Genomic DNA, 15,499 nt, shown 5'->3' with positions numbered 1-15,499 from the left:
TCGGGCGGAGGCCTGCTAGTCTGGCGCTGATTCTCCCTGCGGCGCTGCGCCGTCTGGCCGAATCCGGGATCTGGGGGATTCGGGTGAGACGCGAACAAGTCGATCACGTGGCCATTCGCGGTGCTTCGCGAGTGGACTGCCTTGTTGTCCTGAGCCAGGCGGGCAATCGCATCGCGCAGCGTCGTCGTGCCCTGCTGGCCTCATCCTGCCTTGCGCCGGTCCTGCTGCTTGCGATGACGGCAGCCGGAAGCGTTCTGACGATCTCGCCCGCCCTGAGCCAGACGCTCCCGCCCAATGGATCTGGCGGCGCGGCCAGTACAGGCTTCGCGGACACGGGCGGCGGCGGCGGTGGCGGCGGCGGCACCGGGTTGCAGCTCACCACGTCCAACAGCCTCACCGTGACGGTGACAGGCGCCGCTGGCGGTGCGGGTGGTGGTGAAAATGCGTTCGGTTCCGCTGGCGGCAGCGGCAGCGGCACGGCCGGCGGAACGGGCGGGCCAGGCGGTGGGTCAACCGGCGGGTCGGGTGGGTCCGGCGGCGGCGGCGCGATCGGCGGGACTGGGGCGGCAGGCAGCGGCGGCGATGGCGGCCTCGGCGGCGGCGGCGGCGGCGGTGCGGCCCTCGTCCTCAACGGCACATCGCTGGTGGTAACCACCAGCGGCGCCGTGACCGGCGGCGTCGGCGGCGCCGGCGGGAGCGCGAATTCCTCTTTCAGCGGCAATCTCGGCAATGGCGGCGCGGGCGGCGCGGGCGTCGCCTCGGCGAGCACCAGTCTGCAAATCTCGAACAGCGGCACCATCACCGGCGGCGCCGGCGGCGATGCCGGTTTCCTCGGCTTTCTCGGGTCTGGAGCCACCAATGGCGTGGGCGGCGCGGGCGGCATCGGCGTCCTGCTTTCGGGGGACTCGGCTTCATTCATCAACACCGGCACGGTGCGCGGCGGCACCGGCGGACTTCTCAACACGATCAATTCCTTCACCGGCAGTGGTGCGGGGGGCGCGGGCGGCGCCGGACTGGTCATCTCGGGGGCGAGCGGGACGGTCAGCAACAGCGGGACGATCCGCGGCAGCGCAGGCGGCTACGACATCGACTCGAATGTCTCGCCGGGCGGCGCCAGCGGCGCCGGCGTCATCCTGAGCGGCAGCGGCACATCGCTCGCCAACGGCACCGTCCTGACCAATAACGCTGGGGGCACGATCGCCGGTGCCAACCGTGACTTGCTCTTTGCAACGTCCGGGCCGGACAACGGCGGCGCGGGCGTCTCCATCACCGGACATTACAACACCCTGAATAATGCCGGTTCCATCACCGGCGGCAGGGCCAACACAGCCGGCACAGCCGGTGTGCTCGTCTCTGGTGACAACAACCTCGTCATCACCAGCGGCACGATCACCGGCGGCGGCAGCGGCGGCACGCTCGCCCCATCCGTCCAGTTCAACGGCAACAACAACACGCTGGAATTACGGGCCGGCTACGTCCTCAGCGGCGGCGCCAAGGTGAACGGGACCGGCGGCACGCTCGTCCTCGGCGGCGCGACCAATGCCGCATTCGATCTGAGCCGCATCGGCACCAGCGCCACCAGCTTCAACGGCTTTTCGGCCTTCTCCAAGACCGGCACCTCGACCTGGACCCTGAACAACATCTACACCGGGTCCAGCAACTGGGGCGTGCAACAGGGCACGCTGGCCATGGCCAGCCTTGCGGAGGTGACTGGTAACGTCTCCGTCGCGAGCGGCTCGGCGCTCGCCGTCGCGGCGTTGAGCCGCGTCCATGGCCAAGTGACCATCGCCAATGGCGGGACCCTGGCGACCACCACGACCACCAGCGCCGCAGCGCTCGACGGACTCGCCTTTTCCGCCAACTCCAGCCTCAATATGACCGTCACCCGGGCCGGGAACAATACCGGGCTGGTGACGGTCGGCAACAACGGCCTGGTGCTCGACGGCACGCTGAACATCGACAATTCCAGCAATACGCTCGCGACCGGCACCTATCGCCTGTTCAACGTCGTTGGCGGGCTGACCAACAATACGATGGTCATCGGCACCGCTCCGATCCAATTCACCTATGACATCGACACCACCTCGACGGCATTCCAGGTCAATCTCCTGGTCGCGGCCAATACCGGCTACTGGAACGGCGCACTGACCACGCCGAACGGCACGGTCAATGGCGGCAGCGGCACCTGGAATGCCACCACGACCAACTGGACCAATGCCGCCGGCACGACCGCAAAGGCCTGGGGTGGCTACGAGGCCTTCTTCCAGGGCACGCCCGGCACGGTGACCGTGGATGGGGCCGGCGTCACAGCCTATCCGATGCATTTCCTCACCGATGGCTACACGATCGGTGGCGGCACGCTGACCCTGGCCAGCCTCAGTGCCGCCAAGCCGATCGTCGAGGTCGCCTCGGGTGCGACCGCAACGATCCAGTCGGTCATCGCCGGCAGCGCCGGGCTCGACAAGACCGGGGCCGGCACGCTGGCGCTCGGCGGCGCCAATACCTACACCGGCAACACCAGCATCACGGCAGGCACGCTGCAGATCACTGGCACCGGCTCGATCCTCGGCAGCGTCGCCAATAGCGGCGCGCTGGTCTTCAGTCCCAGCAGCGACCTGGCGTTTTCCGGCAATATCACGGGAACGGGCTCGTTGACGAAGCTCGGCGCCAGCACGCTGACCCTGTCCGGCCTCAATAGCTACAGCGGCGCGACGACGATCTCGGCTGGTACGCTGCAGATGAATGTCGGCGCGAACACCACCTTGAGCGGCGCGATCGACAATTCCGGCGCTCTGGTCGTCAACGCGACCGGGGCCGGTGCCGGGCTCGTGCTGTCCGGAGCCGTGTCGGGCACCGGCACATTGACCAAGACGGGCACGGGCTCGCTTCAGCTCACTGCCAACAACACCTATACCGGCCTGACCACCGTTTCAGCCGGCACGCTCTATGTCGGCTTCGGTACGACCACGGGATCGATCGCCGGGGATATCGTCAACAACGCGCCGACGGGGGGTGCGGAGGGCGTGATGTTCTTCCGATCCAATGCGGGCACCTATGCCGGCGTCATGTCCGGCAGCGGGCAACTGGGCGTCGGTGGCGGCGGCAGCCTGACCCTGACGGGCGCGAACACCTATACGGGCGGCAGCTTCGTCACCGGCGCGACCCTGATCATCGGCAATGGGGCCACCTCCGGTTCGGTATTGGGCGATATCCAGACCAATTTCCCCTCAAATCCCGCCGGTACCGTGGCGTTCGACCGCTCCGATGTCGTCACGTTCGTTGGAACCATCTCCGGCACCGGCGGCCTCGAACARCGCGGCACCGGCACGCTTGTTCTGACCKGCGCCAGCACCTATGGCGGCACGACGGTCATCACCCAGGGCACGCTGCAGGTCGGCGACGGCGCGTCGGGGTCGATCCCCACGGCCACCAACGTGGCCAATAGTGGTACTTTGGCCTTCAATCAGGGGAGCGCCGCCACGTTTTCCGGCGCCATCAGCGGTACGGGTGCGCTGACCAAGCGGGGCTCCAGCACGCTGACCCTCACGGGCCTGAGCACGTATAGCGGCGCCACCAGCGTAATGGAGGGCGAGTTGCTCGTCAGCGGCGCGGGTGCTGGCATCGGTGATCTCAGTGCGGTGACCGTGGCCACGGGGGCGTCGTTCCGTATCGCCAATCATGACGAGACGATCGGCTCGCTGGCGGGAGCCGGCAACGTGACGGTTGGTGCGCGCCAGTTGACGGTCGGCAGCGACAACACCAGCACGACCTATTCCGGCGCGATGGCCGGTTCCGGTGCGATCAGCCTCATCAAGACCGGCAACGGTACCATGACGCTGTCAGGCACGAACACCTATACCGGCGCGACCCAGGTCAACGGCGGCAAGCTGCTGGTGAATGGCTCGCTCGAGTCCGCCGCGGTTACGGTCGGCACGGGCGCGACGCTCGGAGGCTCGGGCACGATCGCCGGGGCGGTGACGGTCGCTTCCGGCGGCACGCTCTCGGCCGGCAACTCGCCGGGCACGCTGACGGTCGGTTCGCTGACGCTCGGCAGCGGCTCGAACACCGTGTTCGAGCTTAATACGCCGGGCGTGGTCGGCGGCGCTACGAACGATTACATCGTGGTCAACGGCAGCGGCGCGGCCGGCAACCTGACGCTCGGCGGCACGCTGACCGCCAATGTCGCCTCGGCCGGCTATTATCGTCTGTTCGACGTCACCGGCGGCGGCACGATCAGCGGCAGCTTCGGCACGCTGGCGCTGAGCGCGCCTTCGGTCGTGGGCGCGACCGGCACGGTCTACAGCGCGCCCTCGAATGCGGCGACGCAGGTCAATCTGGTGGTCATCGGCTCGGGCCAGACCATGCAGTTCTGGGATGGCAGCGATGTTGCAGGCAACGGCAGCGTCGATGGCGGTGCCGGCACCTGGAACGCCGGCAATACGAACTGGACCGGCCAACCCGGCCAGGCAGATCTCAACACGCCCTGGTTCGGCTCTGTCGGCGTGTTCCAGGGCACCGGCGGCGCGGTCACGGTGTCGGGCACGCAGAGCTTCGACACGCTGCAGTTCAACAGCAACGGCTATGCGCTCAGCGGCGGCGCCCTGAGCTTCGGGGTCGCCGGCGGCAGCACGATCAACGTTGCGGCCGGCGCCACCACCACGATCGCCTCCAACCTGGTCGACGGTGTCGCCACGAGCTTTACCAAGGTCGGCGCGGGCACGCTCGTGCTCTCAGGCACCAACAGCTATACGGGCGGGACCACGATCAATGCAGGCACGCTCGCGGTGTCGTCAGACGCCAATCTGGGCAGTACTGCGGGCGGGCTGACCTTCAGTGGCGGTACGCTTGCGACCACGGCGAGCTTCAGCACGTCGCGCCATGTGACGTTGACTGGCGCGGGCGGAATCGACGTGGCAACCGGCACCGAGCTGCAACTGGCGGGCGTGCTCTCCGGGGCCGGCAGCCTCAGCAAGCTCGGGGCCGGAACGCTCCTGCTCTCCGGCACCAGCACGCATGCCGGCGCGACGCTGGTTCAGGCCGGCACGCTCCAGGCCGGCGCGGTTGGCGCTTTCTCGGCGGCCTCGGCCTTCACCGTCGATGCAGGCGCAACGCTCGATCTTGCCGGCTTCAACCAGGGCATCGGCTCGCTGGCCGGAGCCGGCACCGTGGCGTTGGGAGCCGGCACGCTGACGCTGGGTTCGGACGGCCAGAGCACCACCTTCTCCGGCAGCATGTCAGGCAGCGGCGGCCTGACCAAGACCGGCAGCGGCGCCTTCAGCCTCTCCGGTTCGACGAACTACACCGGCGCAACCCTCGTCTCGAACGGAACCCTGCGCGCCGGCGCAGCTGGCGCCTTCGCCTCCGGCTCGGCCTTCAGTGTCGGCGGGAGCGCGGTCCTCGACCTCGCCGGTTTCAATCAAAGCCTCGGTTCGCTTGCCGGCGCCGGTTCGGTTGCGCTCGGCTCCGGGACGCTGACCACGGGCTCGAACGGCGCTTCAACCACCTTCTCCGGCGCGATCTCCGGCAGCGGCGGGCTGACCAAGACCGGAACGGGCACTTTCACCCTGTCGGGTATCAACACCTATACCGGTACGACGACGATCAGCGCCGGTACGCTGACGGTGACGGGCGGCGCCGCGATCAGCGACAGCGGGCTCGTCAGGATCGCCAGCGGCGCGACGCTCGACGTCGCCCAGAGCGAGACGATCGGTGCTCTCGTCGGCGATGCCGGCGCGATCGTCACGCTCGCCGCCGGCCAGACGCTGACGACCAGCGACAACAGCGGCGCTAACTTTGCCGGCAAGCTCTCCGGCGCGGGCGATATGCGGCAGGATTTCCTCGGGAAGACGACCTTGTCCGGGACGAGCGACTATACCGGCGCGACCTTCGTCACGCGCGGCACGCTCGTGGTGAACGGCTCCATCGTCTCGTCCTCCGGCCTGACGGTCGATGCGGGCGGGACCATCGCCGGATCGGGGCAGCTGCCCTCGACGGTGGTCAATGGCACGATCTCGCCCGGCAACTCGCCGGGAACCATCACGGTGAACGGCAATCTCACCCTCGGCGCCGGATCGACCTACATTGCCGAGATCCAGGGTGCGGTCTCGGACCGCGTCAACGTCACCGGCGCGGCTGCGCTTGCCGGCACCTTGCGGATCGTGCCGCTCGGCGGCGCCTACGCATTCTCGACCCCTTACACGCTGCTCTCGGCTGCGGGTGGCCGCAGCGGCACCTTCGGCACGGTCGATACGGCCGGCAGCTTCGGCGACGGTGTCACCACCAGCGTCGCCTACACCGCCAGCGACGTGCAACTCACCCTGGCACCAAAGCCACTCGCTCCCATCGTCGACCCGGTGACGCCAAACTCCGGTACCGCTGCGCCGAACGCAAGCTCGCGGCTAAGCGTCGGGCGCCCGGCGAATGCCTATGCGGTGGCCGCCGGAATCGACAGGGCGGTGGCGGGCGGGGCCGATCCGTCGGCGCTGTTCGGCCTCTACAACCTGCCGGCCGCAGCGATCCCCGGTGCAGTGAACCAGCTTACCGGTGAGGCCCATACCGCAGCCCCGGCGATGGCGGTCTCGGCCGCCGACCAGTTCCTGCGCGCGATGCTCGATCCCTTCGCGGCGGGCCGTGGCAGCGCGGGACCCGCTCCCGGCGAAGCCACCTTCTCCGGCCTCGTCCGCAAGGGTGCTGATCTGCCGGCCCCGGCAGCGCGGCTCGACAGCCCGGCCTATACCGTCTGGGGCGCGGCCTTCGGCTCGGTCGGCCGCAGCGATGGCTCGGCCCGAACCGGCTCGGCCAAGCGCGATCTGGACGATGCGCATCTCGCCGTCGGCGCCGATTTCAGGATCATGCCCGGCACGGTTGCGGGCTTTGCGGTCTCGGGCGGCAGCGCCCGGTCCTCGCTTGCCGGCGGTCTCGGCAAGGCCGAGGCCGATGTCTTCCAGGCCGGCCTCTACGGCACGACCCGGCTCGGGCCGGTCAATCTTGCCGCCGCTTTCGGCTATGGCCGGCTCGAGAACGAGATCAAGCGCAGCATCCCGGTGCTCGGCAGCGCATTGTCCTCGTCCTATGCCACCACCGCCTGGAGCGGCCGGCTGCAGGCGAGCGCCGCAGTGCTGGACTGGAACGGCCTGACACTCTCGCCGCTGGCGGCGCTGCAGGCGATCCAGGCGCGCAGCCCGGCCCTGACCGAGGCGAACTGGGCCGGCGCCAATGCCGGCGCGCTCAACGCGGCGAAGCGCAACGACATCACCTCGCGCAGCGAGCTTGGCCTGCAGCTCGATTATGCCAATAGCTTGAACGGGCTGCCGGTCGCCGGCTATCTGCGGGCGAGCTGGGCGCATTACTTCCAGCGCGATGCCGGTCTCTCCGCCTCGATCGCCGGGCTGACCGGTTCGGGCTTCGCGGTCGAGGGGGCCAGGCCCGCGCGCAACAGCGCGCTGCTCGCCGCCGGGCTCGACCTCAAGCTCAGCCCCTCCGTCACGCTCGGCGCCCGCCTCGACGGCGAACTCTCCGGCCGCACCAACCGCCTCGGTGGCCAGGCTCAGATCAGGGTCAGCTTCTGAGCTGGCCCGTTCGGAGCTGATCGCGTCTTCCGGCGCGTTGATCGGGTCGGTCGGGGAGGGCGCTTGCGGTCGGCAAGCGCCAGCGGTTTCTGTCGCCAGCATCTGGAGGCCATCTGCCGCCCTTTTCGGCCGAGGCGACCGAGTGACCAGTCCAGCGTGTCTCAACCGAAGATGCTGCGAGCGAGGAAGCCGCCCGGCAGCGCCTCGACCTGGACCCCCAACACCTCATCATGGGAATGATCCGCAGCATCGCCCGCACGGCGTCGAGGAGCAGTTCCCTGGGCGGGGGTGACTTGCGAGACGAGGATGGTCTTTGCGCTGCGCGCGATCAGGGTGGCCCGGCTCGCCATCTCCAGCGGAAGAGAGCGCGAGCAGCAGCGATCAAGCTCGGGCATGGCGCCGATGTCGGGATGGCCATCTTTTTGCAACATGCTCTGGCGGCGGGCGACGCATGAGAACGCGAATGCCCTGACCATGCCGTGTTCGTCGCCCATTCATACCGAGTCAGGAGGTCCCGATGACCGGCCAAGCCAGCAACCCGAGCCTCGATTCCCGCCTCGGCGAGGTGACGGAGCGCATTGTCCGGCGCTCCCGCGACACGCGCCAGCGCTATCTCGACCGGCTGGCCGCAGCCGCCGAGGCCGGACCGCGCCGCCAGCGGCTCGGCTGCGCCAACCAGGCGCATGGCTTTGCCGCCTGTGCGCCACACGACAAGGCGATGCTGCGCTCCGGCGCGGGCGCCAATCTCGCCATCGTCACCGCCTATAACGACATGCTCTCGGCGCATCAGCCCTATGAGCGCTTCCCCGAGCTGATCCGCGCCACGGCGCGGGCGGCAGGCGGGGTCGCGCAGGTCGCCGGCGGCGTGCCCGCCATGTGCGACGGCATTACCCAGGGCGAGGCCGGCATGGAGCTGTCGCTGTTCTCGCGCGACGTCATTGCGCTGTCGACCGCGGTTGCGCTGTCGCACCAGAGCTTCGATGCGGCCGTGTTTCTCGGCATCTGCGACAAGATCGTCCCTGGCCTGATCATCGGTGCGCTGTCCTTCGGCCACCTGCCGGCGGTGTTCATTCCGGCTGGCCCGATGACGTCGGGCCTCTCCAATGACGACAAGGCGAAGGCGCGCCAGCTTTTCGCCGAGGGCAAGGTCGGCCGCGAGGCCCTGCTCGAGGCGGAGGCGCAATCCTATCACGGCCCCGGCACCTGCACCTTCTACGGCACCGCCAACACCAACCAGATGGTGATGGAGATCATGGGGCTGCACCTGCCGGGCGCCTCCTTCGTCAATCCCAACACGCCGCTGCGCGATGCCCTGACCCGGGCGGCGACCGAGCGGGCGATGGCGATCACCGCGCTCGGCAACGACTATATTCCGGTCGGGCGGATGCTGGACGAGCGCGCCTTCGTCAATGGCGTGGTCGGCCTGCATGCCACCGGCGGCTCGACCAACCACACCATGCATCTCGTCGCGATGGCGGCGGCGGCGGGCATCCAGCTGAGCTGGGACGATTTCTCCGACCTCGCCCAGACGACGCCGCTGCTGACCCGGATCTATCCAAACGGCAAGGCCGACGTGAACCACTTCCACGCCGCCGGCGGCATGGGCTTCGTCATTCGCGAATTGCTCGGGGCAGGGCTGCTGCATCGCGATGTCGAGACGGTCTGGGGCAGCGGGCTCGATGCCTATGTCCAGGAGCCCGCGCTCGGTGCCGACGGTGCGCTGACCTGGCGCGACGGCGCCGAAAGCAGCGGGGACGAGACGGTGCTGCGCGGCACCAAAGCCCCGTTCCAGCCGACCGGCGGGCTCACGGTTCTGACCGGCGATCTGGGCCGGGCCGTGATCAAGACCTCGGCCATTGCCAGGGAGCGCCATGTCATCGAGGCCCCGGCCCGGATCTTCCACAGCCAGGAGGCCCTGCAGGCCGCCTTCAAGGCCGGCGCGCTCACGGGCGACCTCGTCGCGGTGGTGCGTTTCCAGGGGCCGCGGGCCAATGGCATGCCCGAACTGCACAAGCTGATGCCGCCGCTCGGCGTGCTGCAGGACCGCGGGTTCAAGGTGGCGCTGGTCACCGACGGGCGGCTGTCGGGCGCCTCCGGCAAGGTCCCCGCCGCCATCCATGTCACGCCTGAAGCCGTCGAAGGCGGGCCGATCGCGCGGATCCGCGAGGGCGACCTGATCCGGGTCGACGCGGTGGCGGGAACGCTGACCGTGCTGGTCGATGCTGGGGAATGGGCCGCGCGCACGCCGGCCGAGGCCGATCTCGAAGCCTCGCATTGGGGCGTCGGGCGCGACCTGTTCGCGTCGTTTCGCGCCGCCGTGGGAACAGCCGATACCGGGGCGACGATCTTTTCGGGGGTGTAGACCGTCGGACCGGAGAGCATGTCCGGTTTGATGAGCTAACTCTTTGTCTTTGCGTCGGCTGTCCCGAAAACCGCAATCCAGTTTTCGGGCCGATGCTTGAGCGGGGCAGGGCGCTGGCGTCGCTGCCCCTGAACACTTTGCCCGCCGTCTCCTCAGGGAACTGCCGGCCGCCCTTTGCGTTCTGGTAGTGAGGAGCACGGGAATGTGCCATGCCGATGCACTGGTTCACCCCACCCGTTGTCGTTCAAGCCGACCGGCCTGAAGTGACCTATTCGGTCACCCATGTCGAACGAGCTGCAGAGTTCTTGCTTGCCTGGAAAGCGATAGGTGCGGGCCCGAAGTGGCAGGACGCTGTGCGCGCCTGCACCGCAGTGCTCAACGGCGCCGGGACTGTTGGTCATGCTCGGGAGACGTTCGAGGAGGCAGCGCGGGAGTGTGGCCGCCTTATCGGGTAGTCAGGCTGCGTCGGCGGAGCTGGCTGCCCCACGAAGCGGATCCAATGGAGGCCGCGGGAAACTCTCGCGTCTACGAGCGTTTAGCTCTGTACCTCACATGAACACTGGCCCGCTGCTCCACAGGGAGGCGGGCCGATTTTGGGGCGGTTGTCGACGGCTGCGGGAAAAATGGGCGACCCGCTATAAGCGGTCAACAGCAGTTGCGCCCCTCTCACTCGTCACTTGGCCGGGTGATGGAATTCCGGAGCTGTGAGGGGGGAACTGGCGTTAGCCACTGACTGCCGAGGGTCAGTTTCGCCGCGAAAATAGGGGTCCCATCGGCGTAACGGATTCTCATCTCGACGCTAAGATTGTCACTGGTCTGGATATGCTCTGTGATGATGTCGCCGAGGCTGGAAAGTGCTGAAAGGCGCGCGGCCGCGTGATCTTCCAGGTCAATCCCTTCGTCGTCCGCCACCAGTTCGGTGTTGATCTCGATGTCGAAAAAATACTGAGCCATGCAGACTCAACCGCGCCACCGTCGGCTGGTTCCCGGCCCTCCGCGCGTTCAATTCGTTGCATTATGACCACGGTTGCGCACGACCGCTCGGGCCGCAGCTTTCCGCGCTTGTGTTCTTTTTAAATGTTTTAAACTGTGAGCATAGCGGGGGAGAATGCGATGCCGTTTCGTTCCATCGTGGCCACACCGGAAGAACTCGCCCTGATTGTGGCAGCGTTCGAGAAGGCTTGGAGCGAGATCGATGCGCGAGGATCGTTCGACGTTTTGAAGGCCGCCGGCCAGCGTGAGCGCCTTGGCTACATCGTCGCCGGATTGTGGTCGGCGGGCGAAACGATCGATCTGGCCAAACTCGCTGTACTACGGTTCGATGAGACCGCTATGGCTGACGCTCTCGAACGCCAGACGGTCATCCCGAACAAACCCTGACACATTGATGATGCTGCACGGAACTCGGCGCTTCGCGATGGGTTCGCTATCGCGTGGGGGCGTCGTCCACATCCGGCGCCGTCACGGCCTAAGGGCCCCGCTGCTCCCGCCGGATCAGCGAGGCCCCCTGTCAGCCCTTCGTCTTGATGAGGCGAAGCCGCTCGATCTGAACTTTCAGCGCGGCAACGGCGGCCGCGCCGCGAATGCCCCTGATGCCTTGGCTTTCGCGGTCAGGGGCGCCGGGGACGCCGTCCAGGATTTCGGCACGCTTCGCCTCGGGCAGGGAGAGCAGGTATTCCACCTCGCATTCGTGCCGCCACTCCCCGGAATCCGAGAGAACCTCTCGGCCGAAGAGATGGGACCAGACAACGCGAGGGGAGGAGCCGGGCACGGTGAGCCTCCAGGGTTGCCCCCAGGCCGGTCGATCGCAATGTCTTCATCGACGCAGGCACCGCATCCTGCTTGGGCTTAATCGTGAGGCTGGTCTCTGGTTCCGTCAAGGAACGATTCCTCCGGGCCCGGCGTTCTCCTGACGTGATGGCGAAGCTGCTGCGCGCGCACCGTTTTCTGCGATCCCGTTCCGGCGCCGAGGCGCTAATAGGCGCCGTCATTGCGCGGCGTAAAGTTCCGCGCCAGGCTTACCTCGTCGACGCTCCGCTCCCCCGCATCGAGCCGTGCCTCGCCACGCTTGCGACCAAGCCGCCCACCGGTGAAGCGACCGCATCTCAGTCCTCGCGGAACCCATCTCAGAATGAGCCGGCGGGCCGCTGCCGTCCGGAATCGGACCCATTGGAGACGTGTGAAGATCGGCGTCTGGTGCCCGTGGTTGGCCCCATTGCCGACATCTGCAGGGTCCGCTTGCAGGTAAAGTGACTGAAGACAGCGTAAGGACGGCCGGGTTTGGCAGACTCGCGAGGTCCCGCCCCGGCTCGGAACCAATCGTATGACCTGCGTATGAAATGTCGGCAGGCGCCGCGCCTACCAGGTGACGCGCAGGCCGAGATTTCCCTTGATGCCGCGGCGATGGTCGCCGCCGATATTGCTGGTGTAGCTCGCCGCCGCGTAGACACCGACGTTCGGCATCACCTGGGCCGCGACGCCGCCGCCCAGTTCGAGCGAGCTGTAGCCGAAGCCGGTTGCAATCGGCGTGACGTTGAAGGTTGCCGTGTCGCTGCCCGAAAACGTGCGCCAGAGATTGGCGAGGAGATAGGGTTTCAGCGTCATCCCGCCCAGTGCCCAATCGCCGGTGAGCCGCGCGCCGATTCGGCCGGTCAGCGCATCGTCGGGCGAAAAGCGGACCGCGGAGAAGCGATCTCGCTCCGTTCCGAACGAGACCGATTGCCAGATCAGTTGCGCCTGCGGCTCGAGCGCCAACCCGGCACCGATCTGGATGGGATAGCCGGCCTCGAGCGAGCCGGTGAGACCAGCTCCGTCGGCGCTCATCCCGATGCCGCGGGTCGAGCGCGGATCGCCATCGAACCAGGAGGCCAATAGCACCGCGTTGACATACCAGCGTGACGGACCGATATGGGTCCAGTAGGCGCCGAGGCTGGTTGCATCCATCGTCAGCTTGCCGACCAGCGCCCGCTGCTGGGCGAGAGCGAAGCCGCGGGCGTCGAGATCGGCGCTGGCGAATCCGAGGAACAGGCCAAGCCGGTCGCGGTGGCCATCATAATCCCAGCCGAAGAGATCCTGACCGGCCTGGAAGCCGCCGAGATTGCCCTTCATCTCGGGCGAGAGCAGGCCTGAGCGACGCTCTTCGGCACGGCGACCGAAGACGCGGCCCCAGGCGCCCGGAAGCGCACCCGAGCCGAGGAGCAGGGCCTGATCGCCCTGGCGCTCGTGAAAGGTCCCGAGCGTCGCCAGGCCGAGCTGGCGCGCCACACCGGGCAACAACGTGTAAAGCGCCGCTTCGGGGCGGAAGAGAGGGATGGGACTGCCGGGAGGCGTCACGCCGGGCGGCGCAGGTCCGACCGGGGGCGTCACGCCGGGGGGCGTCGGGAGGAACTGGTTTCGCAGGAACCAGTCATTCTCGGTGCCGGGCGTAACGCCACCCTGGAACAGGAGATACTCGTAGGCGCCAGCCGCGACGACGCCGCCGAGCGCGAAAGCACCGGGGTCGGTGGTTCCGCCATTCACCGCGCTGACCACCTGGATGCCGTTGCCTGTCGTCAATTCGCCGGTCCCGCCAGCATTGGTGACGGTGATGAGGGAATTGCCGGTCGCCGAGCCGCCATTGATAACGAGGCGATCGGAAGGCGAGCCGTCAGTTCCGAGGACAGTGTTCAGCCCTATCGTGCCGCCACTTCCCGTATAGCTCGGCGTCGTCAGGAGTGTGCCGGGCGCAGTGTCCGTGCCCATACTGACGAGGCCCGCATTGGCGACGCTCGGAATGACGTGGCTGAAACCGTTGAGATCGAGCGTTCCGCCGCTTGCAACCGTCATGGCCGAGTTTGGGCTGAGCGCGTTCAGCCCACCGGCCCGCAACGTGCCTCCGGTGACGTTCGTTGCGCCCCCATAGCTGTTGGCAGCGGTGAGCGTGGTCGTGCCCGCAAGCACATTGACCGTGCCATTGCCGCTGATCGCCGACGCAAACGCGTAGTCGGAGGAGGTGTGATTGAAGTTGACCGTACCGGTGCCAACGCCAAAAGCGACGCTCGGGGCCCTCACTGTGCCGGGCGCCGCCGCCGGATTGCCCGCGCCCGCGCCGATGTTGAGTGTGCCAGTCGATCCGGTATTCGCCGCGATCACGACAGAAGGCGCGGCGACGACGCCGCCATCCGCAATCGTCAGCGCGCCAGTGCCCAGATTGCCAATCCTGATCCCCGCAATGTCGCTCCAGAAGGAGCCTGCACCAGTCACGGTCACGGTACCGCGCGACCCTGCACCGTTGCCGATATTGGTGACGAGGGGGGTGATATCGAGGACCGTCCCGCCATTTGCAATCGTGAGTGTGCCGGTGCCGAAACTCCCGATATTGAGCCCGCCCTGTGGGCCGTTGATCCAGCTGGAGCCCCGGCCGGTCACCGTCACCGTGCCCGTCGAGCCCGCAGACTGTCCAATCGAGCCTCCGGCGCTGCTCGCCGCAGTACCGTCTTGAGCCGTGCCGCCGTCTTGAATGATGAGAGTGCCGGTCCCCAGGCCGCCGACCACCAGGGGGTCAATATTCGTCCAGCTGGAGCCCGGGCCGGTCACGATGACCGTGCCCACCCCGCCGGAAAGATTCCCGATCGTCCCGAGCTCATTGGTCAATGTCCCGCCGTTCTGGATCGTAAGCGTACCCGTCCCGTTTGCACCGACGGACAGATTGTTAGCCACGGCGCCCGGGCTGCTGATCACCGTCCCATTCGGCGTCACAGTGTTGATGATTGCGTCGTCGGTCCGCCTGGGAAAAGTAGAATCCCAGTTGCCACTAAAGAACCAATCGGAGGTGAACCGTCCCGTCCAGTTGCGCGTCTGGGCGTGTGTCGAAACCGTCGATGCTGCGAGAAGCGCGATCGTCGCCAGCGCCGTCGATAAGCCAAATCTGACACTGCGTGCCGGCAACGCCGCGCGCCGCATAAACCGCGCGACAAGCCAACGCCTTCGATCGTTCGCGCCGGAGTCCGGCAGCACACGCCCCCAATCCATGGCCGCCCCCTACGTGTGGCCCGCGGCGTGATCAGTCGATGATCGCAACGCGAGCTCAGTCAGAAGTCAGAATCGAATTTGGCTACGGCGTAACGTGGTGATCAGAGAAAGCGCCAATGACATCTACAAAATGTTTACGTCGGCGCGATGAGCGCGAATGCGGGCCCAAATATTCAAGGGCCTGTTGCACGAACGCCGCGGTTTCCGTTCGTATACTGCTGATATCACGGACCGGAATTTATTGTCGCCGCAATTACTGGTCCACCTGAGGCGGGCACTGCGATTGTCGGGAATACGTCGCGACCTGCCGCCGAGCTTCAATCTGCCCGCGTCCGCTTCAAGGCAACCCGCCAATGTCTGGTGGTGGCGTGATGGGGGGGCAATGCGGCAGCACATGCGAAGGTCAACAATCCACCGAGGCTGTGTGAAAAGAGCCGAGTCGGCTAGGATTCCTGGAGGTGATGCTCCGGGAGCTTAGATGAAGCGCTTCGTTGAGAGTGAAGACCGTCGGCAGGGTGTCCTGCTTCCCGAGTATCTTGACGACTACGTGTCGGAGAAC

8 protein-coding genes are annotated in these 15,499 nt (G+C 67.2%); 4 read left to right on the top strand and 4 right to left on the bottom strand.

Going from position 1 to position 15,499, the window contains the following annotated elements; all coding sequences use genetic code 11:
* Positions 1-131 precede the first annotated feature (131 nt).
* Positions 132-7,568, top strand: a complete 7,437-nt coding sequence (locus tag AC1DGP_RS32815) for an autotransporter-associated beta strand repeat-containing protein (RefSeq protein WP_476833110.1) — start codon at positions 132-134, stop codon at positions 7,566-7,568.
* Between the two features lie 161 nt (positions 7,569-7,729).
* Here the strand turns inward: AC1DGP_RS32815 and AC1DGP_RS32810 are convergent, their stop codons facing one another.
* Entirely contained in the window at positions 7,730-8,062 is a 333-nt protein-coding gene (locus tag AC1DGP_RS32810; RefSeq protein WP_441508709.1) for a hypothetical protein, read from the bottom strand.
* Positions 8,063-8,085: 23 nt separating this feature from the next.
* Between AC1DGP_RS32810 and edd the strand changes: the two genes are divergently transcribed.
* Together edd and AC1DGP_RS32800 are read left to right on the top strand one after the other, a co-directional pair.
* Positions 8,086-9,930 carry a phosphogluconate dehydratase gene (gene edd, locus AC1DGP_RS32805; RefSeq protein ID WP_441508708.1) on the top strand — a complete coding sequence of 615 codons (1,845 nt, stop codon included), beginning with the start codon at positions 8,086-8,088 and terminating at the stop codon, positions 9,928-9,930.
* Positions 9,931-10,139: 209 nt separating this feature from the next.
* Positions 10,140-10,385 carry a DUF982 domain-containing protein gene (locus tag AC1DGP_RS32800; protein WP_441508707.1) on the top strand — a complete coding sequence of 82 codons (246 nt, stop codon included), beginning with the start codon at positions 10,140-10,142 and terminating at the stop codon, positions 10,383-10,385.
* A 211-nt stretch (positions 10,386-10,596) separates the two neighbouring features.
* Here AC1DGP_RS32800 and AC1DGP_RS32795 read toward each other — a convergent pair whose 3' ends face one another.
* Positions 10,597-10,884 (bottom strand): DUF6894 family protein, encoded by a 288-nt coding sequence (locus AC1DGP_RS32795; RefSeq protein WP_441508706.1) that lies wholly within the window; start codon positions 10,882-10,884, stop codon positions 10,597-10,599.
* Between the two features lie 159 nt (positions 10,885-11,043).
* Here AC1DGP_RS32795 and AC1DGP_RS32790 point away from each other — a divergent pair, with 159 nt between their 5' ends.
* Positions 11,044-11,310 (top strand): hypothetical protein, encoded by a 267-nt coding sequence (locus tag AC1DGP_RS32790; protein WP_441508705.1) that lies wholly within the window; start codon positions 11,044-11,046, stop codon positions 11,308-11,310.
* Between the two features lie 130 nt (positions 11,311-11,440).
* On the opposite strand, the gene AC1DGP_RS32785 is transcribed toward AC1DGP_RS32790, so the two are convergent.
* Together AC1DGP_RS32785 and AC1DGP_RS32780 are read right to left on the bottom strand one after the other, a co-directional pair.
* Positions 11,441-11,701, bottom strand: a complete 261-nt coding sequence (locus AC1DGP_RS32785; protein ID WP_441508704.1) for a DUF7696 family protein — start codon at positions 11,699-11,701, stop codon at positions 11,441-11,443.
* A gap of 587 nt (positions 11,702-12,288) precedes the next feature.
* Positions 12,289-14,628 carry an autotransporter family protein gene (locus tag AC1DGP_RS32780; RefSeq protein ID WP_441508703.1) on the bottom strand — a complete coding sequence of 780 codons (2,340 nt, stop codon included), beginning with the start codon at positions 14,626-14,628 and terminating at the stop codon, positions 12,289-12,291.
* Positions 14,629-15,499 lie beyond the last annotated feature (871 nt).

The organism is Allobosea sp. 05T433 (assembly GCF_056396065.1).
Note: the sequence above shows the minus strand (reverse complement) of the source record. Positions and strands in the feature narration are given on the sequence as shown.

Bases quoted from the DNA above. Each gene is read 5' to 3' on its own strand.
- edd (WP_441508708.1), top strand. From the start codon at position 8,086: ATGACCGGCCAAGCCAGCAACCCGAGCCTCGATTCCCGCCTCGGCGAG.
- AC1DGP_RS32790 (WP_441508705.1), top strand. From the start codon at position 11,044: ATGCCGTTTCGTTCCATCGTGGCCACACCGGAAGAACTCGCCCTGATT.
- AC1DGP_RS32795 (WP_441508706.1), bottom strand. From the start codon at position 10,884: ATGGCTCAGTATTTTTTCGACATCGAGATCAACACCGAACTGGTGGCG.
- AC1DGP_RS32810 (WP_441508709.1), bottom strand. From the start codon at position 8,062: ATGGGCGACGAACACGGCATGGTCAGGGCATTCGCGTTCTCATGCGTC.
- AC1DGP_RS32800 (WP_441508707.1), top strand. From the start codon at position 10,140: ATGCCGATGCACTGGTTCACCCCACCCGTTGTCGTTCAAGCCGACCGG.